A 23,185-nucleotide genomic window follows, 5' to 3' on the forward strand; every position below is an offset into this window, starting at 1 on the left:
AGCGTACGAGCACCATGACCGACTTCACCGTGGGGGACGACTGCTTCCGGCTCGACGGGAGGCCCGTGCGGCTGCTGTCGGGCGCGCTGCACTACTTCCGCGTGCACGAGGCGCAGTGGGAGCACCGGCTGGCGATGCTCGCCGCGATGGGGCTGAACTGCGTCGAGACGTACGTACCGTGGAATCTGCACGAGCCCCGGGAGGGCGAGGTCCGGGATGCCGGGGCCCTCGGCCGGTTCCTGGACGCGGTGGGGCGGGCGGGGTTGTGGGCGATCGTGCGGCCGGGTCCGTACATCTGCGCCGAGTGGGAGAACGGCGGCCTCCCGGTGTGGGTGACGGGCCGGTTCGGGCGTCGGGTGCGCACCCGGGACGCGGCGTACCGGGCGGTGGTGGAGCGGTGGTTCCGGGAGCTGCTGCCGCAGGTGGTGCAGCGGCAGGTGTCCCGGGGCGGTCCGGTGATCCTCGTACAGGCGGAGAACGAGTACGGGAGTTACGGCAGCGACGCGGTGTATCTGGGGTGGCTGGCCGGGTTGTTGCGGCAGTGCGGGGTGACGGTCCCCCTGTTCACGTCGGACGGCCCGGAGGACCACATGCTGACCGGTGGTTCGGTGCCGGGGCTTCTCGCGACGGCGAACTTCGGTTCGGGAGCGCGGGAGGGTTTCGAGGTGCTGCGCCGGCATCAACCGAGGGGCCCGCTGATGTGCATGGAGTTCTGGTGCGGCTGGTTCGACCACTGGGGGGCCGAGCCGGTGCGCCGGGAGCCGGGGCAGGCGGCCGGGGCGCTGCGGGAGATCCTGGAGTGCGGGGCGTCGGTGAACATCTACATGGCGCACGGGGGGACGAACTTCGGGGGCTGGGCGGGGGCGAACCGGTCGGGCCCGCATCAGGACGAGTCGTTCCGGCCGACGGTGACGTCGTACGACTACGACGCGCCGGTCGACGAGTACGGGCGGGCCACGGAGAAGTTCCGGCTGTTCCGGAAGGTCCTGGAGGCGTACGCCGAGGGGCCGTTGCCCGCGCTGCCGCCGGAGCCGGTCGGGCTCGCCGGGCAGGTGCGGGTGGAGCTGGCGGAGTGGGCCGGGCTCGGGGAGGTCCTGGAGGCGCTGGGTGATCCGGAGACGGAGTCGGGGGTGCCGCCGACGTTCGAGGAGCTGGGCGTGGACCGGGGGCTCGTGCGCTACCGGGTGGCGGTGCCGGGGCCGCGCCAGGCGTATCCGCTGAGCGTCTCGGGTCTGCGGGACCGGGCGGTGGTGTACGTGGACGGGGCCCGGGCCGGGGTGCTGACCGAGGAGTCGGGGACGCTGCCGGAGCCGGTGGCGGGCCCGGCGGAGGTCGAGCTGTGGGTGGAGTCGCTGGGCCGGGTCAACTACGGGCCGCGTCTCGGCGAGCCGAAGGGCGTCACGGGCGGGGTGCTGCACGAGCGGCAGTATCTGCACGGGGTACGGGCCCGGGGGCTGCGGCTCGACGCGTTCGAGGCTGCGGACGCACTGGCCGAGGTCCCGTTCGGGCCGGTGGAGGCCGCCGCCGGGGCGGGTGACGCGGGGCGGACGGGGCTGTTCCGGGGGACGTTCACCATCGAGGGGGCCGGGGGCGCGCCAAAGACTTCAGGCACGTCAGCCACCTCCGGCACGTCAGCCACCTCCGGCACGTCGACCACCTCCGGCACGTCAGCCACCTCCGGCACGTCCGGCGTCGATCACGCGGGGCTCGAACTGCCGGGCTGGACCCGCGGGTTCGTCTGGGTGAACGGCTTCTGCCTGGGCCGGTACTGGTCGGTGGGCCCGCAGCGGACCCTGTACGTGCCGGGTCCGGTGCTTCGCGACGGCGCCAACGAGGTGTGGGTCCTGGAGCTGGAGGACGCGGGCGAGCCGTGTGTGGAGCTGGGCCCGGGGGCGCCCGCCGATGCGGACGCCCCCGGGGTGGTTCAGCCGTGATCACCGGCCGGACGTGCGGTGGTCCGGCGGCCGGCCCGGACCGGGGTCCGGGCCCGGACGGGGGTCAGAGCGAGTCGGCCGCGGAGGCGATGTCGCCCGCGAAGTGCGAGACCTCGGTGTAGACGCCCGGGTAGTCCGGGCGGGCGCAACCCCGGCCCCAGCTGACGATGCCGACCTGGATCCACTCGTCGGCGTCGTCCTTGCGGAACATCGGGCCGCCGGAGTCGCCCTGGCAGCTGTCGACGCCGCCGGTGTCGAGGAGGCCGGCGCACAGCTCCTCGCCGGGGACGAGGTCGCTGTAGGCGCTCTGGCAGTCGGCGTCGGAGACGAACGGGACGTCGGCCTTGAGCAGATGGCGCTGCTGGCGGCCGCCCTCGCGGTCGGCGCCCCAGCCCGCGACGGTGAAGGTGCCCTCGTCGTAGGTGCTGTCGGTGGCGGTCTTCAGGGTGGGCTGATCGATCGGCCGGGCGAGCTTGATCAGCGCCCAGTCCTTGCCGGTGCCGTTGTAGCCGGGGGCCTGGAGGACCTTGGTCGACCGGACCTTGACCGCGTCGGGCGACTTGAGGTCGGCGACGCCGCCGGTGACGGTGATCGAGGTGTCGTTGCCCGAACCGTCCACGCAGTGGGCGGCGGTGAGGACGATGTCCTGGGCGTAGAGCGAACCGCCGCAGCCCATGGAGAGCCGGACCATGAAGGGGAACTCGCCCTGTTCGGCGCGTTCGCCGCCGACGATCGGCTGGGGGGCCGCGGAGGCGGGCTGGAGGCTGACGGTCGCGAGGGCGACGGCGGCTATGGCGACGGAACACCTTTTCAGCGCGCTCAGAAGCTTCACGGAGGCCTTCTTTCGTGGGGGATTTCGTGTGGGGGGTTGCTGTGGGAGGTTGCCGTGCCGCGTTGTGGTGCAGGAGCCCCTGGAGTGCGGGAGTCGTGGGAGTGCTGTGGTCGCGCGGTCCGGCACGCGTGCCCCGGGCGGGCGACGGCCTTCGGCACCGAAGCCGAACTAGTCATGAACCCGTCAAGAACGCTCCGATTATCGGCGCGTGGTGACCGCTGCCACAAGGCGCACTTTTCGGCCAAGCCGATCAGGGCGCTTCCGGGGCCCCTCCCCCGGCCCGGCATACAGTGGAGGTCCGTCGACCGTCACGGAGGGGGGTTCCGACGTGGCGAACGGCCCTCCGGGCGCACCCGTCGTCCATGGCTTTCCGCATCTGGACACGGTCCGCTCCGCCATCACCGCGCTCTACCGGCGGCTCTCCGCGGACGGCGTCCACGCCTACGCCACCAGCCTCCCGCCCGTCGACGCCGCCTTCGCGGACCACGACGATCTGCATCTGGGGGCCCAGCGGGTGGCGCGCTCCCTGGTCCAGCACCTCCATCTGCCCGAGGCCCGCATGATCGTCGGCTTCCGGGCGATGGAGCACGCGGCGAGCGTGGAACTGACCGCCGGCCCCGAGTACTTCATCGAGCTCAACGACCGCTTCCGCACCCACCGCAGGGACATCGGGGCGGCGCTCGCCCACGAGGTCACCCATGTGCTGCTGCACCGGCTCGGCCTGGAGTTCCCCGGCACCCGCGCCAACGAGATCCTGACCGACACGACGACGGCCTACCTCGGCGCGGGCTGGCTGCTGCTGGACGCGTTCCGGGAGGACGCCACGTCCCGTCAGAAGCTCGGCTACCTCACCCCCGAGGAGTTCGGATACGTCCTGGCCAAGCGGGCGTTCGCCTTCGGTGAGGACCCCTCCCCGTGGTTCACCAGCCCCCAGGCGTACACCGCGTACACCAAGGGGCGGGAGCGGGCCCTGCACGATCTGCGCAGGCCCCCGCTGACCGCCGCGGGCTGGGCGGGCCGCCGCCGCTACGCGAAGGACCGGCGGTACGCCCAGGACCACCCCGGCACGAGCCCGGACCCGAACGTCCCGTACGCCTTCGAGACCGGCGATCGGGGGCTGCGCGTCTCGTTCCCCTGCCCCACCTGCCACCAGCGCATCCGGGTCCCCGTCCGAGGCCGGTTCACCGCGCGCTGCGGACTGTGCCGGACCGCCCTGGAATGCGACACCTGAGCACTGTTTCGGCCACCGTAGGATCGAAGCATGACGAACGAGCCGATCAGGGACGAACTACACCTGTTCGACGCGCTGTACGAGGACGAGAACGCGGTCGTACGAGCGCTGCGCTCGGGCGCGTCGGCCGAGTCGAGCGACGAGGAGGGCACGACGGCGCTCTATCTGGCGTCGGTGCAGGACCTCCTGGAGGCCGTGCGCCTGCTGCTCGCCGCCGGGGCCGACCCGAACCGGGCGAGCGGCCCCGGGGCGAGCGACCTGCCGCTGTGCGGTGCGGCGTGCGGCGGGCACACCGAGGTGGTGGAGGCGCTGCTGTCCGCCGGGGCCCGGCCGGATCTGCGCGAGGAGTTCGGTTTCACCGCGCTGCGGTGGGCGGTCGGTCTGGGGCACGCCCCGACGGTGAAAGTGCTCCTCGCCGGGGGCGCGGACCCGCTGCTGCCGGGCCCCCGGGGCGAGGCGATGCTGGTGCTGGCGGCGCAGCGCGGATCGGTGCGGACGGTACGGGCGCTGCTCGCGCACGGTGCGGGGGCGGCGGGGCAGGAGGCGGTGGTCGCGCTCGCGCTGGCCGAGGCGCGGCGCATCGCCGCCCTCGATCCGGAGCGGGAGTTGCGGCGGCGGCTGGAGGAGTCGTACGGCTCCGATATCGAGACGGTGACGCTCCGCGACCGCAGGGACGGTGAGGAGACGGTGGCGGTGGAGCTGCTCAGGGACGGGGCGCCGTCGGCGGGCACGGACCAGCACACGGGACACGGGGAGATCGCGGACCTGCTGGGCGGGCCGTCGTCGTAGTCGCCGCCGGAGTCCTTACCGGCCTCGCTCCCAGGCCTCACGGGTGAGTACGTACTCGACCTCGCCGTGCTCGGAGCCCTCGATGGCCTCCGGCCAGTCCTCGGTGTAGGTCCGCAGAAAGGTCAGCCCCGTCTTCTCCATCACGCGCCGGGATCCCGTGTTGACGGCCATGGTGTTGGCGGTGACCCGCTGGACCCCGAGGTCGGTGAACCCCTTGTCGACCAGGGCCCGCGCGCCCTCGGTGGCGTAACCACGGCCCCAGGCGGCACGGTTCAGCCGGTAGCCGAGCTCGACGACGGCGGGGTCGTGGTCGTCCAGCGGCCGGAGCTCGAACCAGCCCAGAAAGACGCCGGTCGCCTTCTCCCGCGCGGCCCAGAAGCCACGGCTTCCGGTGCACGCGTGATCGTGGAGGAGCTTCGGCAGGGTCCGGTCCCGGATGTCCTCGGGGCTCGTCGGCCGGCCGCCGTTGATGTACCTCATGACGGCGGGGTCGCTGTCGAGGGCGAGCAGGTCGGGGGCGTCGGCCTCCGTGACCGGGTGCAGGACGAGCCGGTCGGTCTCCAGGAAGATGCGCATACGGCGATCCTCACAGTCGGCGACCGGGCCGCGCCACCCGATATGCGCGGGCGTCAACGGTCCGGGCCGTAGCCCTGGTGCCGAGCCTGGATCAGGAACGTCAGCCCCTCCGGACTGCGCAGCCGCGCGACACGGCGACCGCCCTGCCCGGCGAGGGTGACGAGGTCCGGCCCGTGGGCACGGGCCCGGCGGATCACCGCGTCGGGATCGTGCACGGCGAGGGCCAGCTCCCACTGCGGTGCGGAGCCGGTGGCGGCGCCCGCACCTGTGCCGGTCCCGCCGGGTCCGGCTTTCCGGAAGGAGGCCCGGCCGAGGGGCGTGCCCGTCGTCCTGGTGTAGAAATCCCGGGCCCGCGCGGGGTCTTCGCAGACCAGGACCGCGTGGTGGGGCGTGCCCTCGGCCGTGGTCGATACCGGCCACCCGGCGAACCCTCGTGGCCGCCAGAGGGAGACGACGGCACCCATCGGGTCGATCAGCGTGGCGATCCGGCCCTGGTCCCCCGCGTCGAACGGCGCGACGACGAGCTGCGCACCGTTCGCCACGGCCAGATCCGTGCGGTGGTCCACGTCGTCGACCGCGAGGTAGTAGGCGATGTGCGGCGGCGTACCGGGCGGGTACACGGGCTGGGCGAGGTCGCTCAGCCCGCCGATCCGGCAGGTTCCGGCGGAGATCTTCACGGCCCGCCGCCAGTCCTCCTCGTCCACGGCGAAGTCCCAGCCCAGCACCGAGGAGAAGAAGGCGGCGGTGCCGGACGGGTCGCGGGTCTTGAGGTCCATCCAGCAGAACTCGTTCATCGGGCCGTGCCTCGTCATCGTGCGCCCCCAGGTGTTTCTCTGCTGGATACCGGGTGCCCGCGGGTGTTCGCAAGCGGGTTCCCCGCGCCGTACGCGATGCGCGGGGCGCGGGGAACGTGCGGGGGCCGGTGCCGGTGCGGGTCACGCGAGCCCGGACGACGGCGAGGAGGTCGAAGGGTCACGGGCGGGGGGTGTGGCCCGTGTTGGGGTCAGCTGACGGACCGGATGGTGCTCCAGCTGCTCGCACCGACCGTAGTGCGCTCGCCGTCCACCGGCCGGCCCGCCGCACCAGTCGCGCCGGCGTAGAACATCAGGGTGCCGGTGCCCTCGTTCGTCGTGGTCCACATGTCGGCGACGCCGTTGCCGTCGGCGTCGGCTGCCCCCGCGATCAAGGGACGGTTGACGAGGCCGTAACCGTGGCCGTAGAGGGTGCGGTCGTCGAAGCTTCCTCCGTCGCGGCCCCGGTAGAGCCAGAGGTCACCGTTGGCCGTGTTGCGGGCCAGCAGGTCGGGGCGGCCGTCCCGGTCGGCGTCGCCGGGGGCCGTGAGGGTCATCACGTCCCAGCCGCTGCCGCCGATGAGGACGGGGGCGGCTACGGCCGGGGCGGTGCCGCGCACGCCCGCGAAGAGCCAGAGCTTGTCGTCGTAGGAGAGAACTGTGTCGGGGTGGCCGTCCCGGGTGACGTCCCCGGGACTGACGACCTTCGCGTCCGTGGGCAGGCCGCCGGCGACCACGACGGGGGCGGCCAGCGAGCCGTCCCCGCGGTTGGCATAGACGCGTAGGTCGCCGCCTACCCGGGCGACGACGTCCTCCGCGCCGTCTCCCGTCCAGTCACCGCGGTGCGTCACGGAGGCGCTCCCCCAGCCACCGGTGCCGATGATGTCGTGGGCGCCGGGCACACCGCCGGTCCCCTCGCCGTGGTAGAGGCGCAGCTTGCCCAGGTCGTCGGTGGCCAGGAGGTCCGGCTTGCCGTCACCGGTCATGTCGCCGGGGACGGGCGCCTCGCGGAGGTAGGCGATGACGGGGGCGTGGTCGGAGTAGCCGTTCGGCGGGTTGGTCGCCTCGGTGCCGGTGTTCCGGGTCCGGTCCATACGGGACTGGTCGACGGTGCAGAGGACGAAGCGGGGGCCGTCGGCGCGTGGGGTGGTGAACAGGTGGTCGAGCCAGTGGCGGCTGGGCGCGGCCGCGGTGGACGCCCAGTACTGGTAGGTGTGGTCGCCGTTGACGCAGCGGTCCAGCTTCGAGGTGACGGGGGCAAGCTCGGCGGACGCGGCGTTGCGGTTGAAGTCGCCGCCGATCACCACACCGACCGGAATGTCGTCCTGGAGGTGAGCGGCGATGGTCCGGGACTGGCGCGCGGCGATCGCCGACTCGTCGGGGATCAGGTGCACGCTGCAGAACTTGTCGGTCAGGCCGGTGACCCGGGCGCACAGCATGGGCAGGTTGCGCGAGGACAGGTCGGCCGGCACCGTCTCGACCCGCTCGACGGGGCCGTCGAACGTGCCCTTGACCGCGAGCAGGACGCCCAGGTCGCCGCCGAGCGCTGCACCGCGGCAGCGGCTGTCCAGGTCCGATTCACGGTTGCCGGGCGCGTGTGCGAACGACCATCCGGCGCCGAGACGTTCCTTCAGGAGCGCCATGTGGCTCTTGCGCCAGTTGGCACGGCGCTCGGTCTCGGGTGTGGCCTCGTCGTAGCCGCAGACCTCCTGGAGCATCACCACGTTCGCCTGGTGCTCGGTGACCAGTTGGGCGACTTGCTCCGCCTTGCGGTCGGGCTCGTTGCGGTAGGCGCAGTAGCCCGCCGCGCCGCGGGGGCTGCCGGCCTCTCCGCATATGTTCCAGGTGATGACCCGCGTCTCCCCCGGGTATGGCGAGGTCACCTGTGCCGTCCGGGCTGCCGCGGTCGTCTCGACCGCCGGTGCCGCCGGTGCCGCCTGTACCGCCTGTACCGCCTGTACCGGCGCGCCGAGCAGCAAGCCGCTGGCGACGGCCAGTAGCAGCATCGCCGTTGTCACTCTCTTCAACGCTTTTCCTCCCCTGATGTCCAGGCCCGAAGCGACCCGGACGCCCGCAGATCATCTCAAGCGGCAGATCATCTCAAGCGCGAAGAGGACAGTTCGTCCCGATCTCCGTGATCCTCGACGACCTGGCCGCCAAGAGCTACGTCAACACCGCCGCCGACGACCACTCCCGCCTCGCCCGCAGCGAGATCCGCACCTGGCGCGACGCGTTCCCCGGCCGACCGCACACCTCCCATCACCACCGCGGACACACCCCGCTCGCAGGCAAACCGCCCGCCAGCCGCGTCCCCAACCTCACAGGGCAGTACACCTAGGACGCCCCGTAGACCCGCCCCGGCTCCTCCGCCTCCGCCAGCAGTCGGCGCACCGCTTCCCCCGCCTCGGCCGGGGACCTGCGCGCGCCCCGGTCGTCGGTGGGGCCGGGGCGCCAGCCCTCCATGACGGTGATGCGGCCCGCCTCGGCCTCGAAGACGCGGCCCGTCACGCCGTCGCTCGCGGCGGAGCCGAGCCAGACGACGAGGGGCGAGACGTTCGCGGGGGCCATGGCGTCGAACTCCCCCTCCCCCGGGGCCGCCATCGTCTCGGCGAAGGTCCGCTCGGTCATCCGGGTCCGGGCCGCCGGGGCGAGGGCGTTGACGTGGACCCCGTACCGGCCCAGCTCGGCCGCCGCGACCAGGGTCAGGGCCACGATTCCGGCCTTGGCCGCCGCGTAGTTGCCCTGGCCGACGCTGCCGAGGAGCCCGGCGCCGGAGCTGGTGTTGATCACCCGGGCGACCGGCGCCTGGCCCGCCTTCGCCTCGTTCCGCCAGTGGGCGGCGGCGTGCTTGAGGGGCAGGAAGTGGCCCTTGAGGTGGACCCGCATCACCGCGTCCCAGTCGTCCTCGTCCAGGTTGACGAGCATCCGGTCGCGCAGGAAGCCCGCGTTGTTGACCAGGGTATCGAGGCCGCCGAAGGCGTCCACGGCGGTGGTGACCAGGGAGGCCGCGCCCTCGGCCGTGGCGATGTCGCCGCCGTGCACGACGGCTTCGCCGCCCGCCGCCACGATCTCGTCGACGACCGCCCGGGCCGGGCCGGCGGATCCCCCGCCCCCGTCAGGTCCGACGCCGAGGTCGTTGACGACGACGCGCGCCCCTTCGGCGGCGAAGGCCAGGGCGTGGGCCCGGCCGAGCCCCCGCCCGGCGCCCGTGACGGCGACGACCCGGTCCACGCAGAGTCCGGCACGGTGCGCGATGGGTGCGGTCATCTCATCTCCCCATGATCGAGCGGTGGTTGACGGTCGACGGTTGACGGCCGGTTGGCGGCCGGGGGTGCGACTGCTACCGTCCACCTAACAAATGTTTGGTGGAAAGGTAGCTGATCCTCCGATGAGTGTCTCCACCGCCTGCCCCTCGGACGGCGTGCGCGTCGTCACCGTGGACCGTCCGCCCGTCAACGCGCTTCCCGTCCAGGGCTGGTACGACCTGGCGGACGCCGTCCGGGCGGCGGGCCGCGACCCCGGGGCCCGCTGCGTCGTCCTGGCCGCCGCCGGGCGCGGCTTCAACGCGGGCGTCGACATCAAGGAATTGCAGCGCGATACGGGGCACGAGGCCCTGATCGGCGCCAACCGTGGCTGCGCCGAGGCGTTCGCCGCGGTGTACGCCTGCGAGGTCCCGGTCGTCGCGGCGGTGCAGGGGTTCTGCCTGGGCGGCGGGGTCGGACTCGCCGGGAACGCCGACGCGATCGTCGCGAGCGAGGACGCGGTCTTCGGCCTGCCGGAGCTGGACCGGGGCGCGCTCGGCGCCGCGACCCACCTGGCCCGGCTGGTCCCGCAGCACCTGATGCGCACGCTGTACTACACCTCCCGCACGGTCACCGCGACCGAACTGCTCGCCCACGGTTCGGTCTGGCGGGTGGTCCCCGCCCGCGAACTGGCGGAGAACGCATTGGAGTTGGCGACCGAGATCGCCGCCAAGGACGGCCATCTGCTGCGGCTCGCGAAAGCCGCACTGAACGGCATCGACCCCGTCGACGTACAGCGCAGCTACCGCTTCGAGCAGGGGTTCACCTTCGAGGCGAACCTCGCCGGGACCGCCTCCCGGGTCCGCGACACCTTCGGCAAGGAGGCCTGAACCGTGACCAGTTCCCCTCGTCCGCGCGACAAGACGATGACACCCGAGGAGGTCGTCGACCGACTGAGCAGCGGCATGACGATCGGGATCGGCGGCTGGGGGTCGCGCCGCAAGCCGATGGCCCTGGTCAGGGCGCTGCTCCGGTCGCCCGTCACCGATCTCACGGTGATCTCCTACGGCGGCCCGGACGTGGGACTGCTGGCCGCGGCGGGCCGGATCGCCCGTCTGGTCACGGCGTTCGTGACGCTCGACTCCATCCCGCTGGAGCCGCACTACCGGGCGGCCAGGCAGCGGGGGGCGTTCGCGCTGACGGAGATCGACGAGGCGATGTTCATGTGGGGACTGCACGCGGCGGCGAACCGGCTGCCCTTCCTGCCGGTTCGCGCGGGCATCGGTTCGGACGTGATGCGGGTCAACCCCGATCTGCGCACGGTGACTTCACCGTACGAGGACGGCGAGGAGTTCGTGGCGATGCCGGCCCTGCGGATGGACGCGGCGCTGGTCCACCTCAACCGGGCGGACCGGCTCGGCAACGGCCAGTACCTGGGCCCCGACCCGTACTTCGACGACCTGTTCTGCGAAGCGGCGGACGCCGCGTACGTCTCCTGCGAACGCATCGTGCGTACGAGGGAGTTGACCGAGAACTCCATCGCCCCGCAGACCCTCCTCGTCCAACGGCACTCGGTCGCCGGTGTGGTGGAGACGCCGGGCGGGGCGCACTTCACCTCCTGCGTACCCGACCACCCGCGTGACGAGCCGTTCCAGAAGGCGTACGCGGCCGCTGCGGCGGACCCGGCGGCGTGGGCGGATTTCGCAGCCCGCTTCCTGCCGCCGGACGGCGACGAGAAGGGCTACCAGCAGGCGGTCCGCACCTGGCACGAGGAGCAGAATTGAACGCGTCCACGAGGGGGGACATCACCCGTGCCGAGTACTGCGTGATCGCGTGCGCGGAGGCGTGGCGGGGCGACGGCGAGATCCTGGCCAGCCCGATGGGCGCCGTGCCGTCGGCCGGGGCGCGGCTGGCCCGGCTGACCTTCGCCCCCGACCTGCTGCTCACGGACGGCGAGGCGACGCTCGTCGGCCCGGACGGTGAGGCGGAGGGCTGGCTGCCCTACCGCAGGCACCTGGCCCTGGTGACCGGCGGGCGGCGGCACGTGATGATGGGCGCGAGCCAGATCGACCGCTTCGGCAACCAGAACATCTCCTGCATCGGCGACTGGGAACAGCCCTCGCGGCAGCTGCTGGGTGTCCGTGGCGCTCCCGTCAACACCCTGAACAATCCGGTGAGTTACTGGGTCCCCCGGCACTCCCCCCGGGTCTTCGTCGAACGCGTCGACATGATCTGCGGGGTCGGCCACGACAGCGCGAGGGCGGCGGGTCCGTCGGCCACCCGTTTCCACCGCATCCCCCGGGTCGTCAGCGATCTCGGCGTCTTCGACTTCGCGACGCCCGACCGCTCGATGCGCCTCGCCTCGGTCCACCCCGGCGTCACGGTGGACCAGGTCCGGGAAGCGACGGGTTTCGCGCTCACGGTCCCGGACGGCGTCCCGGACACCCGCGCCCCCTCCCCCACCGAACTCGCCCTGATCCGCGAGGTCGTCGACCCGGCCCGCACCCGGGACCGGGAGGTCCGGTCCTGATGCGCACCGCCCTCACCGACCTCGTCGGCGTACGGCACCCGATCGTGCAGACCGGGATGGGCTGGGTGGCGGGCCCCCGCCTGGTCACCGCGACCGCGCGGGCCGGGGCGCTCGGCATCCTCGCGTCGGCGACCATGTCACCGGACCAACTGCGTTCGGCCGTACGGGAGGTGAAGTTCCGGACGGACGCGCCGTTCGGGGTGAATCTGCGGGCGGACGCGGGGGACGCCCGGGAGCGGGTCCGGATCATGGTCGAGGAGGGCGTGCGGGTGGCGTCGTTCGCGCTCGCCCCGTCGCGGGAGCTGATCGCGGAGCTGAAGGACGCGGGCGTGGTCGTCGTCCCGTCCGTGGGGGCCCGGCGGCACGCGGAGAGGGTCGCGGCGTGGGGCGCGGACGCGGTGATCGTGCAGGGCGGCGAGGGCGGCGGCCACACCGGCGAGGTCGCCACCACGGTGCTGCTGCCGCAGGTCGTCGACGCGGTGGACATCCCGGTGGTCGCGGCGGGCGGCTTCCACGACGGCCGGGGCCTGGTGGCGGCGCTGGCGTACGGGGCGGCGGGCGTCGCGATGGGGACCCGGTTCCTGCTGACCTCGGACTCGACGGTCCCGGACGCGGTGAAGGCCCGCTATCTGGCGGCGACCGCCAAGGACATCATCCTGACGAGGGCGGTGGACGGCCTCCCGCACCGGATGCTCCGTACGGAGATGGTGGCGGAACTGGAGGGTGCGGGCCGGCTGCGCTCCCTGTACCGGGCGCTGCGCCGGGCGTCCGGCTTCCGCCGGATCTCCGGCCTGAGTTGGCCGGGCATGGTCCGCGACGGCCTGGCGATGCGGCACGGCAAGGAGCTGAGCTGGAGCCAGGTGCTGCTGGCGGCGAACGCCCCGGTGCTGCTGAGGGCGTCGATGGTCGACGGCCGCACGGACCTCGGCATCATGGCCTCGGGCCAGGTCGCGGCCCTCATCGAGGACCTGCCGGGTGTGGCGGAGCTGGTGGACCGGATCGTGGCCGAGGCGGAGGCGACCCTCACGGTGCTGGGCGCCTCTGCCCCTTCCAGCCCGTCCGGCGCCCGAGGTCACGGCCCGGCCAGCTCAAGCCCGTCCGGCGCGTGAGGACCGGGGGCCGGGGCAGCGCCCCGTCACACCCGGGCCGCCCGCGGCAGGCTCTCGGCCGATACCAACAGCCCGGCGGCCGCATCCAACCTGTCCGCGACCACCCAGCCCGTCCGGCGCTTGAGGACAGAGCCCCGGCCCGGGGCTCACGGGGCTCTGCCCCGGCCCCCGGTCCTCAATCGCCGGACGCCCAGAGGTGGCCCGGTCCTCAATCGCCGGACGGCTTGAAGTGGGTGGCCCTACGCGGCCCGGCGCCCCCGCGCAGGCGCGCCGGAGCGCCCGGCGCCACGGGACTCGCCGCCCGAGCGCGCCCCGGCACCGGAGCGCGCGGCCCCGCCCGAGCGTGCCGCGCCGCCACCCGCACCGCCGGCCCCGGCACCCGCACCGGACCCGCGCCGGCCACGTCCCCGGCTGCCGGAGCGCACCGCTCCCCCGCCGGAGCCGGTGCCGGAACCGCCCGACCGGGCCCGCTGCTTCGGCGGCGTCGGCTGCGGCACCTCGATCACGATCGCGACGCCCGACGGCTCGCGGGCCCCCGTGATCCGGCCCAGTTCCGCGTCGCTGGAGGTGACCCGCGTGGTGCGCGGCGCGATGCCGGCGTCCTGCATCAGCCGGGTCATCTCGCGCTTCTCCTCGGGCAGCACCAGCGTGACGACGCTGCCGGACTCCCCGGCGCGCGCCGTGCGCCCGCCGCGGTGGAGGTAGTCCTTGTGGTCGGTCGGCGGGTCCACGTTGACGACCAGGTCGAGGTCGTCGACGTGGATGCCGCGGGCCGCGACGTTCGTCGCGACGAGCGCGGTGACCTCCCCGTTCTTGAACTGGTCGAGCGTCCGGTTGCGCTGCGGCTGCGAGCGCCCGCCGTGCAGGGCGGCCGCCCGTACACCGCTGGCGAGCAGCCGCTTGGCGAAGCGGTCGGCGGCGCGCTTGGTGTCGACGAACATGATCACCCGGCCCTCGCGGGCGGCGATCTTCGTGGCGACGGCCTTCTTGTCGGTCTCGTCCAGGACGTGGAGGACGTGGTGCTCCATCGTGGTGACCGCGCCGGCGGACGGGTCGACGGAGTGCACGACCGGGTCGGTGAGGAACATCTTCACGAGCCGGTCGATGTTCTTGTCGAGGGTCGCGGAGAACAGCATCCGCTGTCCGTCCGCCTCGACCTGCTTGAGCAGGGCGACGACCTGCGGCATGAAGCCCATGTCGGCCATCTGATCGGCCTCGTCGAGGACGGTGATGGAGACCTCGTCCAGGCGGCAGTCGCCGCGCTCGATGAGGTCCTTGAGCCGGCCCGGGGTGGCGACAAGCACTTCGGCGCCGCGCCGCAGGGTGGCGGACTGCTTGGTGATCGACATGCCGCCGACGACCGTGGCCATCCGCAGGTTCACGGCGGTCGCGTACGGGGTCAGCGCGTCGGTGACCTGCTGCGCCAGCTCGCGGGTGGGGACGAGGACCATGGCGAGCGGGGCGCGCGGCTCGCTGCGGCGTCCGGCGGTGCGGGCCAGCAGCGCCAGGCCGAAGGCGAGCGTCTTGCCGGAGCCGGTGCGCCCGCGGCCGAGGATGTCACGGCCGGCCAGCGAGTTCGGCAGGGTCGCGCCCTGGATCGGGAACGGCTCGGTGACGCCCTGCGCGGCGAGGGTCTTCAGCAGCCCGGCGGGCATGTCCAGGTCGGCGAAGGCGTCGACGGCGGCCAGCGCGGGGGTCACGGTCTCCGGCAGGGCGAACTCGCCCTGCGGCGGGGTGGCGCGGCGGCGGGCCGGGGGCTTGGAGCCGCCCTGGACCTTGGAGCGGGGTGCGCCGCCCCGGCCGTTCGCGGGAGCCTGGGTGCCGTGGGTTCCGGCGCCCTGGCCGCGGCCTCGGCCACGGGCCGGTCGCGAGCGGGGGGTGCGGTCCTGGCGTTCGGAGCTGGTCATACGGAATTGCCCTCCTGGGGGATTCCTGGGCAACTGCCGAATGGGTTTACTGCGATGTGCCGGCCCGACCGTCCGGGTGCGCCCCCAGGATGTGCGCACAGAACGGGTTTGTTGCGACGGGTTGTCGCTCGGACAGCACAAACCGGGGCCCGCACCTTCACGGTGCGGGCCCCGGTCAGCGAGGTACGCGTCCGGCAATTAGGCCGGGACGATGTTCTCCGCCTGCGGGCCCTTCTGGCCCTGCGTGACGTCGAAGGAGACCTTCTGGCCCTCCTGGAGCTCACGGAAGCCCGAGGTGGCGATGTTGGAGTAGTGGGCGAAGACGTCGGCGCCGCCGCCGTCCTGCTCGATGAAGCCGAAGCCCTTTTCCGAGTTGAACCACTTCACGGTTCCAGTAGCCATGTCATTCTCCTAAAAGAGGTGCAGTGCCGAGAACCCGCACTTTACGGATTCCAAGTCGCCGCATTGAGCCCCACCCGGAGAAGCCGGAAAACAATAAAGCGCCTGAGGAAGCATTCCCGTCAGGCGCACATAAAGTTCATGGGTACCAAAACTGCAACGGGAAACACCCTAGCACGTCCTCTCCTCCGGCGGTGGATCTTGCCGCACCACCGGAGGGAACACTTGGCTGACCAGAGGGTGTACGGGCGGGGTCCGCCGGGGGCACGGGCGGGCCCGGGGCCGGGCTCTCAGAGCCGCTCGACGATGGTGACGTTGGCCTGTCCGCCGCCTTCGCACATCGTCTGGAGCCCGTAGCGGCCGCCGGTGCGTTCCAGTTCGTGCAGGAGGGTCGTCATCAGCCGGGCCCCGGTCGCGCCGAGCGGGTGGCCCAGCGCGATGGCTCCGCCGTTGACGTTGACCCGCTCGGGGTCGGCACCGGTCTCTTTCAGCCAGGCGAGGACGACCGGGGCGAAGGCTTCGTTGATCTCGACGAGGTCGATGGCGTCGAGGGTGAGGCCGGTCTTCTTCAGGGCGTGCGCGGTGGCCGGGATCGGGGCCGAGAGCATCCGGATCGGGTCCTCGCCCCGTACGGCCAGGTGGTGGACCCGGGCACGCGGGGTGAGCCCGTGTTCGGCGACGGCCCGCTCCGAGGCGATGAGCAGGGCGGCGGCCCCGTCGGAGACCTGGGAGGAGCAGGCCGCGGTGATGGTGCCGCCCTCCACGACAGGTCGCAGACCGGCCATTTTTTCCAGGGTGGTGTCGCGGCGCGGCCCCTCGTCCGTGGTGATGTCCCCGTACGCGACGGTCTCGCGGGCGAAGCGGCCCTCGTCGATGGCGCGGAGTGCCCGGTGGTGGGAGGTGAGGGCGAACTCCTCCATGTCCCGGCGGCTGATGTCCCACTTCTCGGCGATCAGCTGGGCGCCGTGGAACTGGTTGACGGGGGCGTCGCCGTAGCGGGCGCGCCAGCCCTCGCTGCCGGCGTACGGGCCCTGGGTGAGACCGAGGGGTTCGGCGGCCTGCCGGGAGGCGAAGGCGATGGGGATCTGGGTCATGTTCTGGGTGCCGCCCGCGACGACGAGGTCCTGGGTGCCGGAGAGGACGCCCTGGGCCGCGAAGTGGAGGGCCTGCTGGGAGGAGCCGCACTGCCGGTCGATGGTGACGCCGGGGACCTCCTCGGGGAGTCCGGCGGCGAGCCATGACGTACGGGCGATGTCGCCGGCCTGCGGCCCGACGGTGTCGAGGCAGCCGAAGACAACGTCCTCGACGGCCGCCGGGTCGACTCCGGAGCGGGCGATCAGCTCCTTCAGCACGTGCGCGCCGAGGTCGGCGGGGTGGACGGCCCCGAGGCCGCCCTTGCGCCGCCCGACGGGGGTGCGTACCGCTTCGACGATGTAGGCCTCGGCCATGGCTGCTGCTCCTCGGTGCGCTCGGGGTGGACCGGTACCGGCTACCGGGTGCCGGTTACGTACGCAGGGCGATTCCGTCGAGCACCATCGAGAGGTACTGACGGGCGATCTCCTCGGGGCTGTGGTGTCCGCCGGGCCGGTACCAGGAGGCCGCGACCCAGACGGTGTCGCGGACGAAGCGGTAGGTGAGGCGGATGTCGAGGTCGTCGCGGAAGGCGCCTTCGGCGACGCCGCGTTCCAGGGTGCCGAGCCAGGCCTTCTCGAACTTCGTCTGTGATTCGACGAGGTAGGCGAAGCGCGGCTGGGTGGCGAGGTGCTTGGACTCCTTCTGGTAGATCGCGACGGCGGGGCGGTGCCGGTCGATCTCCCGGAAGGACTCGGTGACCAGGGCCTCGATGGTCTCGCGGGGGCCGAGGCCGGCCTCCAGGACCGTGTCGTAGCCCCGCCAGAGCTCGTCGAGGAAGGTGGAGAGGATCTCGTCGATCATCGATTCCTTGGAATCGAAGTGGTAGTAGAGGCTGCCCGCGAGCATCCCGGCCTCGTCCGCGATCCGGCGGACGGTGGTGGCGTTGTATCCCTGGGCGGCGAAGACCTCGGCGGCGGTGGCGAGCAGTTCACGGCGTCGCTCCGGCGTGGGGGTCACCTGGGGCTTCTTCTTGGTAGGCACCCGGCCATTGTCCGCCCGGGGTCGGTGTGTTCGCGCATGTGCTCACGCATGCTGGCTGCTGACGGGGACGACCTCGCCGGTCATGTACGAGGAGTAGCCGCTGGCGAGGAAGACGATCACGTTGGCGACCTCCCAGGGTTCGGCGTACCGGCCGAAGGCCTCCTTCCCGGTGAGTTCGGCGAGGAGTTCGGCGGAGGTGACCTTGGCCAGGTGGGGGTGCATGGCGAGGCTGGGGGCGACGGCGTTGACGCGTACGCCGTAGTCGGCGGCCTCGGCGGCGGCGCAGCGGGTGAGGGCCATGACGCCGGCCTTGGCGGCGGCGTAGTGGGCCTGGCCGCGCTGGGCGCGCCAGCCGACGACGGAGGCGTTGTTGACGAGGACTCCGCCGGTTCCGGCGGCCTTGAGGGAGCGCAGGGCGGCGCGGGTGCAGCGGAAGGTGCCGTTCAGGGTGACGTCGAGGATGCGCGTCCACTGGTCGTCGGTCATCTCGGTGAGTTCGGCGGTGCCGCCGAGGCCCGCGTTGTTGACGACGATGTCGAGGCCGCCGTGGGCGCGTTCGGCGTGGGCGAAGAGGGCCCCGACCTGGTCCTCGTCGGTGACGTCGCAGGTCAGGTGGGTGACGCGGTCGGTGCCGAACTCGTCGGCGAGGGCGCGGGCGCTCTCCTTCAGCCGGCGGGCGTGGGCGTCGCCGATCACGACGCGGGCGCCCTCCTCCAGGAAGCGACGGGCGGTCGCGCCGCCGATCCCGGCTCCGGCGGCGGCGGTGACGACGGCGGTGCGGCCGGCCAGCAGTCCGTGTCCCGGCAGGTACGGCGGTGTGCCCATGGCCCGGTCCCCCGGCTTCTCGACGGTCTGTGGGCCGTACGTTAACCTACCAAACACTTGTTAGGGAACACTCTCGGCGACGGCTATGGCGACGGCTACGGTGCCGACCGGACGGAAGGTGGGTGCTTCATGGATCTGGCGCAGACGGCACGGACAGCAGCCCTGCGGGCCGAGGCCCGGGCCTGGCTCCGGGACCGCGTACCGGCCCGGCCGCTGCCCTCCCTGGAGACCGAGGAGGGGTTCGCCGCGCACCGGGAGTGGGAGGCGCTGCTGGGGACCGGCCGGTGGTCGGCGGTCTCCTGGCCGGAGGAGTACGGGGGCCGGGGCGCGGATCTCTTCGGCTGGCTGGCGTTCGAGGAGGAGTACTGGGCGGCGGGTGCACCGGGCCGGGTCTCGCAGAACGGGATCAGTCTCCTCGCCCCGACCCTCCTCGCCCACGGCACGGCCGAGCAGCGGGCCCGCGTGCTGCCCACCATGGCGAGCGGCGAGGTCATCTGGGCGCAGGCCTGGTCGGAGCCGGAGGCCGGGTCGGACCTGGCGGCGCTGCGGTCGCGGGCGGTGCGCACGGACGGCGGCTGGCTGTTGTCGGGGCAGAAGACCTGGTCCTCGCGGGCGGCGTTCGCGGACCGGGCCTTCGGTATCTTCCGCACCGACCCCGGGGCTTCGAAGCCGCATCAGGGGCTGACGTATCTGATGTTCGGGCTGTCGGAGCCGGGGGTCACCGTGCGTCCCATCGGGCGGCTGGACGGCAAGCCCGCGTTCGCCGAGATCTTCCTCGACGAGGTCTTCGTACCGGACGCGGACGTCATCGGGGAGCCGGGGCGGGGCTGGCGCATCGCCATGTCGGCCACCGGCGACGAGCGCGGCCTCACCCTCCGCTCCCCCGGCCGGTTCCTGGCCGCCGCCGACCGGCTCAAGGACCTCTGGCGGGAGGCGGGCGACCCGGCGGACACGGCGCTGCGCGACCGGGTGGCGGACGCGGTGATCGGGGCACGGGCGTATCAGCTGTTCACCGCCGCCTCCGCGGCCCGGTTCGCGGCGGGGGCCTCGCTGGGGCCCGAGTCCAGCCTGAACAAGGTGTTCTGGTCGACGTACGACATCGCGCTGCACGAGACGGCGCTCGATCTGCTGGGCCCGGACGCGGAGCTCGCGGACACGGCGTGGGCACAGGGGTACGTCTTCGCGCTCGCGGGCCCCGTCTACGCCGGGACCAACGAGATCCAGCGGGACATCATCGCCGAGCGGCTGCTCGGCCTGCCGAAGGGACGGCGCTGATGCGTTTCCTCCTCGACGACGAGCAGCGGGAGTTCGCCCGGTCGCTGGACGCGATGCTGACGGCGGCCGGCACCCCGTCGGTCCTGCGGGCGTGGGCCGCCGGGGACCACGCGCCGGGGCGGGCCCTGTGGGGGCGGCTCGCGGACGCGGGGGTGTTCGCGCTCGCGGTGCCGGAGGCGTACGGGGGTCTCGGGCCGCTCCCCGTGGAGACGGCCGTCGCCTGCGTCGAGCTGGGGCGGCACGCGGTGCCCGGACCGGTGGCGGAGACCCTGGCGGCCGGGGTGCTGCTGGGGGGAGCCGGCGGGCCGGCGGCCGAGGAGTGGCTTCCCCGGATCGCCTCCGGGGCCGTTGTCTCGCTGCGGCTGGCGGGGCACGGGCCGTACGCCCTGGACGCGGACGCGGCGGACGCGGTGTTCACGGTGGACGGCGACGAACTGCGGCTCGCGCCGGGGCCCGGGGAGCCGTCGGCGTCGGCGGATCCGGCGCGGCGGCTGTTCCGGCCGGAGGCGGGCGGCGCGGTGGCGGCGGCCGGTCCCGGGGTGCGCGAGGCGGCGCGGGCGGCGGGCGACTGGGCCTCCTTCGCTACGGCGGCCCTGGCGCTGGGCTGCGGGGAGGAGCTGCTGCGGGCGACCGTGGCGTACGTGAAGCAGCGCACCCAGTTCGGGGTGCCCGTCGGGTCGTTCCAGGCGGTCAAGCACCGCCTCGCGGACACCCTGCTCGGCCTGGAGTTCGCGCGCCCGCTGCTGTACGGGGCGGCGGTGGAGCTGGCAGGCGGATCGGCCGGGGCGGGGGCGGCGGTCGCGGCGGCGAAGGCGGCGGCGGGCGAGGCGGGGTACGCGGCGGCCCGCACCGCGCTCCAGTCGCACGGCGCGGTCGGCTACACCGAGGAGCTGGACCTCGCCTGGTGGCTGCGCCGGGCCCGGCCGCTGCGGGACGCCTGGGGGACGCCGTCCGCCTGCCGGGCCCGGGTGCTGGCGGGCTGAGGGCCGGGCGTGCGCCGCTCCCGGCCCGTACCGCCGCCCCGGTTCAGGACACGTCGGTCGGCGGGGTGTCGTCGCCGGTACGGCGCACGGTGCGCAGCGGCCGCCCGGGACGCCAGGACCGGATGACCAGCGCCTCGCCGTCGAGCCCGATGCGGACCACCTCGGTCAGCTCCGCCCGGAAGAGGTGGAAGGGCTCCGGCGGGGTCGCCTCCTCGATGAAGCGGGCGATCGTCCGCGGGTCGGTGACCTCCACGGCCCGGCCGCTGACGCGGACGTCCCCGTCGTTCAGCTCGGCGTCGGGCCCGGGGTTGGCCTGGAGCGCGAAGCGCGGATCGCGCCGCAGGTCCAGGGCCTTGCGGGAGTTCGGCATCATGCCGAGCAGCAGCTCACCGAAGCGGAAGTCGGCCTCCAGGCCGGTGACCCGGGGAGAGCCGTCCTTCCGCAGGGTGGCCAGGACGTGGTGCTTGTAGAGCCGGAAGCGGCGCCGCACGGTGTCGGCGAACTCGGGTTCGGCGGCGGCGAAGCCGTCCCAGGAGACAGGCGCGTGCGAGGGGGATGAAGAGGTGGTGGATGCCATGGGTGCCATGGAACACCGGATACCCGACATCTCCTGTCGGTGTTTGGGCGCGACAGGCGGACGAATTCCGGCGAGCCGAACGTCTGCACCGCTTCACCGCCCTCACCGCCCCGCCGCCTCACCGCCTCACCGCCTCAGGCGTGGTTCTCCGGAGCCGGCCGGGTGAGCCTCAGCATGACCTCGTCGTACTCCTCGTCGACGCGGCGGCTCTCCTCCACGAAGCCCATCCGGGCGTAGAAGCTCCGGGCCCCCGTGTTCTTCTCGTACACCTCCAGGGTCAACGCGCCGTGCAGCGCCGCCGCGTGTTCGACCAGACGTCGGCCCACCCCGGTGCCCTGTGCCTCCGGAGCCACGAAGAGGCCGCCGATCTCGGTGTCCAGGAGGCCCAGGAGAGCCACGACACGGCCGTCCGTCTCGGCGACCCAGTTCTCGGCGTGGACGAGATAGATCTCGCGCATCTTGCGGGCGCGCTCGCCCTCGCCCTCGCCGGGGATGAAGGGATGGGCCAGGACGCCGGCCCGGGACCAGACGTCCACCGCCGCGTTCTCGTCAGCGGCGGCGTAGCGACGGATCACGGTGCGTTCGGGTGCGATTTCGGGCATGCGCGCGACCGTATCGCGAGGCGAGAAGACCGGCAGCCGAGTTTCCCCGCCGCCGGGCACCGGCCACCGGGCAGTGCTCGCCGGGCACCGTTCCCCGGCCCCCTGTCGGTCAGGCGTCCGAGAAGGTGATCAGCACCGCCTGGCCCATCGTCCGCAGGACCCCGGGCGACGCCCCGGCCGCCAGCACCGCGTCATAGCGGTCCAGCCGGACGCCCCCGCCCTCCAGCTCCGCGCCGTCGTCGAGGGAGACGGCCAGCACCGCGCCGTCCTCGGGTGGCAGCAGGCGGACCGTGCCGCAGACGACGGCGGTCTCCGCCCGCGTGCGGGCCCTGCGGTACATGACGTTGAGATTGACGACGGGGCCGCCCAGCAGGAAGCCATCGGTGGGCAGGTCGCCGGGGAAGCCGTGCGGCCACAGCGGCTCGTCGACGATGTGGTGCTCGCCGCCGACGACGAGGTCCATGCCCGCGCCCTCGACCACGGTCAGCACGCGCTCCACGCCCGGGAAGGCGGAGAACGGCCCGTCGGCGGTGACGTCCGCCAGGCTCACCCGCCAGTCGAAGGCGTCCGTCCCGGCGCCCTCGGGGCCGGTGGCGATCTCGCGGACGGTCCCGCCGCCGTTCCTCCACGGGGAGGGCGTACGGTCGGCGGCGCGCAGGATCCGTACCGTCATCGGACGATCCCCCGCTCCCGGGCGGCGGCCAGCCAGAGCGGGAACTCGGCGACGATCCGGTCGTACAGCTCGGAGTCCGGGACCTTCCGGGGGTCCTCGCCGGCGTGGAAGTACCCGGCGTTGTCGACGGCCCGCTTCGCGGGGACGGCCAGCTCGTCGAGCTTGCGGAGGAAGTCGAACTGGCTGCTGCGGGTGTTGCCGAAACCGACGAACTGCCAGAACAGGGGCAGCTTCGCGGCCTTGCAGAGATAGCGCTCGGCGGCGAGCTTGTTGATCGGCCCGCCGTCCGTCTGGAAGACGACCAGGGCGGGCTCGGTGGAGCCGCTGTCGAGGTAGTGGTCGATGACCGCGTCCATCGCCAGGTGGTAGCTGGTCTTCCCCATGTGCCCGAGGCCCGACCGGATCTCGTCGATCCGGCCGCGGTGGTTGTCGAGGGCGATGTCGGTGACCGCGTCGACGTCGGTGGAGAAGAAGACGACGGGCACCGTGCCGTCGTCGTCGAGGTTGGCCGACAGGCCCAGCACCCGGTCGGCCAGCGCCTGGACGCTGCCGTCGTTGTAGTACGGCTTCATCGAGCCGGAGTGGTCCAGGACGAGGTAGACGGCCGCTCGGTGACCTTCCAGTCCGTGCTTCTCCAGTGAGATCCCGGCGCTCGTGTAGTGGCCGACCAGGGCCGGAGCCGTCTCCCGCACCTTGGTGAGGCTGATGGCCGGGCCAGCGCCCACGGCCGTGTTCGCACCCTGCATGACGGCCCCCGTTCTGTGCTCCGCGGACCTTGAGCGTAGGCCACCGCCG

Annotated in this window: 24 protein-coding genes; 10 read left to right on the top strand and 14 right to left on the bottom strand. The window is 73.1% G+C overall.

Annotated elements, in window-relative coordinates; genetic code table 11:
- The first annotated feature begins 14 nt into the window (after positions 1 to 14).
- Positions 15 to 1,934 carry a beta-galactosidase family protein gene (locus ACH4KB_RS05025; RefSeq protein ID WP_398063673.1) on the top strand — a complete coding sequence of 640 codons (1,920 nt, stop codon included), beginning with the start codon at positions 15 to 17 and terminating at the stop codon, positions 1,932 to 1,934.
- 64 nt (positions 1,935 to 1,998) lie between these two features.
- Here the strand turns inward: ACH4KB_RS05025 and ACH4KB_RS05030 are convergent, their stop codons facing one another.
- Complete coding sequence (locus ACH4KB_RS05030; RefSeq protein ID WP_398063675.1) at positions 1,999 to 2,766, bottom strand: S1 family peptidase; 768 nt, start codon at positions 2,764 to 2,766, stop codon at positions 1,999 to 2,001.
- A 328-nt stretch (positions 2,767 to 3,094) separates the two neighbouring features.
- Here ACH4KB_RS05030 and ACH4KB_RS05035 point away from each other — a divergent pair, with 328 nt between their 5' ends.
- Positions 3,095 to 3,997 (top strand): hypothetical protein, encoded by a 903-nt coding sequence (locus ACH4KB_RS05035; RefSeq protein WP_398063677.1) that lies wholly within the window; start codon positions 3,095 to 3,097, stop codon positions 3,995 to 3,997.
- A gap of 30 nt (positions 3,998 to 4,027) precedes the next feature.
- Positions 4,028 to 4,786: an ankyrin repeat domain-containing protein gene (locus tag ACH4KB_RS05040; protein WP_398063679.1), complete on the top strand. Its 759-nt coding sequence runs from the start codon at positions 4,028 to 4,030 to the stop codon at positions 4,784 to 4,786.
- Positions 4,787 to 4,801: 15 nt separating this feature from the next.
- Here ACH4KB_RS05040 and ACH4KB_RS05045 read toward each other — a convergent pair whose 3' ends face one another.
- The 3 genes from ACH4KB_RS05045 to ACH4KB_RS05055 form a co-directional block, all read right to left on the bottom strand.
- A complete protein-coding gene (locus ACH4KB_RS05045; protein WP_398063681.1) occupies positions 4,802 to 5,362 on the bottom strand; it encodes a GNAT family N-acetyltransferase in 561 nt (186 codons plus the stop codon).
- A gap of 53 nt (positions 5,363 to 5,415) precedes the next feature.
- Positions 5,416 to 6,174, bottom strand: coding sequence for a VOC family protein (locus tag ACH4KB_RS05050; protein WP_398063683.1), 759 nt, complete (start codon positions 6,172 to 6,174; stop codon positions 5,416 to 5,418).
- Between the two features lie 191 nt (positions 6,175 to 6,365).
- Positions 6,366 to 8,171: an FG-GAP-like repeat-containing protein gene (locus ACH4KB_RS05055; protein ID WP_398064636.1), complete on the bottom strand. Its 1,806-nt coding sequence runs from the start codon at positions 8,169 to 8,171 to the stop codon at positions 6,366 to 6,368.
- 116 nt (positions 8,172 to 8,287) lie between these two features.
- Between ACH4KB_RS05055 and ACH4KB_RS05060 the strand changes: the two genes are divergently transcribed.
- Positions 8,288 to 8,491, top strand: coding sequence for a hypothetical protein (locus ACH4KB_RS05060; protein ID WP_398064689.1), 204 nt, complete (start codon positions 8,288 to 8,290; stop codon positions 8,489 to 8,491).
- On the opposite strand, the gene ACH4KB_RS05065 is transcribed toward ACH4KB_RS05060, so the two are convergent.
- On the bottom strand, positions 8,488 to 9,420 hold the full coding sequence (locus tag ACH4KB_RS05065; RefSeq protein WP_398063685.1) for an SDR family oxidoreductase: 933 nt from the start codon (positions 9,418 to 9,420) through the stop codon (positions 8,488 to 8,490). The genes ACH4KB_RS05060 and ACH4KB_RS05065 overlap by 4 nt on opposite strands.
- Positions 9,421 to 9,541: 121 nt before the next feature.
- On the opposite strand from ACH4KB_RS05065, the gene ACH4KB_RS05070 reads away from it, so the two are divergent.
- Genes ACH4KB_RS05070 through ACH4KB_RS05085 form a run of 4 tightly spaced genes read left to right on the top strand, consistent with a single transcriptional unit; the run spans position 9,542 to position 13,034 of the window.
- Positions 9,542 to 10,285 (top strand): enoyl-CoA hydratase family protein, encoded by a 744-nt coding sequence (locus ACH4KB_RS05070; protein WP_398063687.1) that lies wholly within the window; start codon positions 9,542 to 9,544, stop codon positions 10,283 to 10,285.
- A 36-nt stretch (positions 10,286 to 10,321) separates the two neighbouring features.
- Positions 10,322 to 11,179, top strand: a complete 858-nt coding sequence (locus tag ACH4KB_RS05075; RefSeq protein WP_398064638.1) for a CoA transferase subunit A — start codon at positions 10,322 to 10,324, stop codon at positions 11,177 to 11,179.
- The gene (locus ACH4KB_RS05080; RefSeq protein WP_398063689.1) at positions 11,176 to 11,925 is read left to right on the top strand and encodes a CoA-transferase subunit beta; all 750 of its coding nucleotides are present in this window, start codon (positions 11,176 to 11,178) and stop codon (positions 11,923 to 11,925) included. Before ACH4KB_RS05075 ends, ACH4KB_RS05080 begins: the two co-directional genes overlap by 4 nt.
- Positions 11,925 to 13,034: an NAD(P)H-dependent flavin oxidoreductase gene (locus tag ACH4KB_RS05085; RefSeq protein ID WP_398063691.1), complete on the top strand. Its 1,110-nt coding sequence runs from the start codon at positions 11,925 to 11,927 to the stop codon at positions 13,032 to 13,034. Before ACH4KB_RS05080 ends, ACH4KB_RS05085 begins: the two co-directional genes overlap by 1 nt.
- 239 nt (positions 13,035 to 13,273) lie before the next feature.
- Here ACH4KB_RS05085 and ACH4KB_RS05090 read toward each other — a convergent pair whose 3' ends face one another.
- The 5 genes from ACH4KB_RS05090 to ACH4KB_RS05110 all read right to left on the bottom strand — a co-directional run bounded on the left by ACH4KB_RS05090 (position 13,274) and on the right by ACH4KB_RS05110 (position 18,280).
- Entirely contained in the window at positions 13,274 to 14,941 is a 1,668-nt protein-coding gene (locus ACH4KB_RS05090; RefSeq protein ID WP_398063693.1) for a DEAD/DEAH box helicase, read from the bottom strand.
- A 198-nt stretch (positions 14,942 to 15,139) separates the two neighbouring features.
- A complete protein-coding gene (locus ACH4KB_RS05095; RefSeq protein WP_003969786.1) occupies positions 15,140 to 15,343 on the bottom strand; it encodes a cold-shock protein in 204 nt (67 codons plus the stop codon).
- Between the two features lie 287 nt (positions 15,344 to 15,630).
- On the bottom strand, positions 15,631 to 16,788 hold the full coding sequence (locus ACH4KB_RS05100; RefSeq protein WP_398063695.1) for an acetyl-CoA C-acetyltransferase: 1,158 nt from the start codon (positions 16,786 to 16,788) through the stop codon (positions 15,631 to 15,633).
- A 55-nt stretch (positions 16,789 to 16,843) separates the two neighbouring features.
- Positions 16,844 to 17,455 carry a TetR/AcrR family transcriptional regulator gene (locus tag ACH4KB_RS05105; RefSeq protein WP_398063697.1) on the bottom strand — a complete coding sequence of 204 codons (612 nt, stop codon included), beginning with the start codon at positions 17,453 to 17,455 and terminating at the stop codon, positions 16,844 to 16,846.
- 42 nt (positions 17,456 to 17,497) lie between these two features.
- On the bottom strand, positions 17,498 to 18,280 hold the full coding sequence (locus tag ACH4KB_RS05110) for an SDR family oxidoreductase (RefSeq protein ID WP_398063699.1): 783 nt from the start codon (positions 18,278 to 18,280) through the stop codon (positions 17,498 to 17,500).
- Between the two features lie 129 nt (positions 18,281 to 18,409).
- On the opposite strand from ACH4KB_RS05110, the gene ACH4KB_RS05115 reads away from it, so the two are divergent.
- On the top strand, positions 18,410 to 19,555 hold the full coding sequence (locus ACH4KB_RS05115) for an acyl-CoA dehydrogenase family protein (RefSeq protein ID WP_398063701.1): 1,146 nt from the start codon (positions 18,410 to 18,412) through the stop codon (positions 19,553 to 19,555).
- On the top strand, positions 19,555 to 20,538 hold the full coding sequence (locus ACH4KB_RS05120; RefSeq protein ID WP_398063703.1) for an acyl-CoA dehydrogenase family protein: 984 nt from the start codon (positions 19,555 to 19,557) through the stop codon (positions 20,536 to 20,538). Before ACH4KB_RS05115 ends, ACH4KB_RS05120 begins: the two co-directional genes overlap by 1 nt.
- Positions 20,539 to 20,581: 43 nt before the next feature.
- Here ACH4KB_RS05120 and ACH4KB_RS05125 read toward each other — a convergent pair whose 3' ends face one another.
- From ACH4KB_RS05125 to ACH4KB_RS05140, 4 genes are all read right to left on the bottom strand, one after another.
- The gene (locus ACH4KB_RS05125) at positions 20,582 to 21,115 is read right to left on the bottom strand and encodes a pyridoxamine 5'-phosphate oxidase family protein (protein ID WP_398063705.1); all 534 of its coding nucleotides are present in this window, start codon (positions 21,113 to 21,115) and stop codon (positions 20,582 to 20,584) included.
- Positions 21,116 to 21,249: 134 nt separating this feature from the next.
- Positions 21,250 to 21,717: a GNAT family N-acetyltransferase gene (locus tag ACH4KB_RS05130; protein ID WP_398063707.1), complete on the bottom strand. Its 468-nt coding sequence runs from the start codon at positions 21,715 to 21,717 to the stop codon at positions 21,250 to 21,252.
- A gap of 109 nt (positions 21,718 to 21,826) precedes the next feature.
- Positions 21,827 to 22,390, bottom strand: coding sequence for a HutD family protein (locus ACH4KB_RS05135; RefSeq protein ID WP_398063708.1), 564 nt, complete (start codon positions 22,388 to 22,390; stop codon positions 21,827 to 21,829).
- Positions 22,387 to 23,136, bottom strand: coding sequence for a vWA domain-containing protein (locus ACH4KB_RS05140; RefSeq protein ID WP_398063709.1), 750 nt, complete (start codon positions 23,134 to 23,136; stop codon positions 22,387 to 22,389). Before ACH4KB_RS05140 ends, ACH4KB_RS05135 begins: the two co-directional genes overlap by 4 nt.
- Between the last annotated feature and the right edge of the window lie 49 nt (positions 23,137 to 23,185).

The sequence above is a fragment of the Streptomyces sp. NPDC017520 genome, assembly GCF_044329855.1.
GTDB lineage: Bacteria > Actinomycetota > Actinomycetes > Streptomycetales > Streptomycetaceae > Streptomyces.

Excerpts from the sequence above, each read along its gene's own strand:
- ACH4KB_RS05025 (WP_398063673.1), top strand. The coding sequence starts at position 15 with ATGACCGACTTCACCGTGGGGGACGACTGCTTCCGGCTCGACGGGAGG.
- ACH4KB_RS05040 (WP_398063679.1), top strand. The coding sequence starts at position 4,028 with ATGACGAACGAGCCGATCAGGGACGAACTACACCTGTTCGACGCGCTG.
- ACH4KB_RS05045 (WP_398063681.1), bottom strand. The coding sequence starts at position 5,362 with ATGCGCATCTTCCTGGAGACCGACCGGCTCGTCCTGCACCCGGTCACG.
- ACH4KB_RS05050 (WP_398063683.1), bottom strand. The coding sequence starts at position 6,174 with ATGACGAGGCACGGCCCGATGAACGAGTTCTGCTGGATGGACCTCAAG.
- ACH4KB_RS05065 (WP_398063685.1), bottom strand. The coding sequence starts at position 9,420 with ATGACCGCACCCATCGCGCACCGTGCCGGACTCTGCGTGGACCGGGTC.
- ACH4KB_RS05070 (WP_398063687.1), top strand. The coding sequence starts at position 9,542 with ATGAGTGTCTCCACCGCCTGCCCCTCGGACGGCGTGCGCGTCGTCACC.
- ACH4KB_RS05075 (WP_398064638.1), top strand. The coding sequence starts at position 10,322 with ATGACACCCGAGGAGGTCGTCGACCGACTGAGCAGCGGCATGACGATC.
- ACH4KB_RS05085 (WP_398063691.1), top strand. The coding sequence starts at position 11,925 with ATGCGCACCGCCCTCACCGACCTCGTCGGCGTACGGCACCCGATCGTG.
- ACH4KB_RS05090 (WP_398063693.1), bottom strand. The coding sequence starts at position 14,941 with ATGACCAGCTCCGAACGCCAGGACCGCACCCCCCGCTCGCGACCGGCC.
- ACH4KB_RS05095 (WP_003969786.1), bottom strand. The coding sequence starts at position 15,343 with ATGGCTACTGGAACCGTGAAGTGGTTCAACTCGGAAAAGGGCTTCGGC.
- ACH4KB_RS05100 (WP_398063695.1), bottom strand. The coding sequence starts at position 16,788 with ATGGCCGAGGCCTACATCGTCGAAGCGGTACGCACCCCCGTCGGGCGG.
- ACH4KB_RS05110 (WP_398063699.1), bottom strand. The coding sequence starts at position 18,280 with ATGGGCACACCGCCGTACCTGCCGGGACACGGACTGCTGGCCGGCCGC.
- ACH4KB_RS05115 (WP_398063701.1), top strand. The coding sequence starts at position 18,410 with ATGGATCTGGCGCAGACGGCACGGACAGCAGCCCTGCGGGCCGAGGCC.
- ACH4KB_RS05120 (WP_398063703.1), top strand. The coding sequence starts at position 19,555 with ATGCGTTTCCTCCTCGACGACGAGCAGCGGGAGTTCGCCCGGTCGCTG.
- ACH4KB_RS05125 (WP_398063705.1), bottom strand. The coding sequence starts at position 21,115 with ATGGCATCCACCACCTCTTCATCCCCCTCGCACGCGCCTGTCTCCTGG.
- ACH4KB_RS05130 (WP_398063707.1), bottom strand. The coding sequence starts at position 21,717 with ATGCCCGAAATCGCACCCGAACGCACCGTGATCCGTCGCTACGCCGCC.
- ACH4KB_RS05135 (WP_398063708.1), bottom strand. The coding sequence starts at position 22,390 with ATGACGGTACGGATCCTGCGCGCCGCCGACCGTACGCCCTCCCCGTGG.
- ACH4KB_RS05140 (WP_398063709.1), bottom strand. The coding sequence starts at position 23,136 with ATGCAGGGTGCGAACACGGCCGTGGGCGCTGGCCCGGCCATCAGCCTC.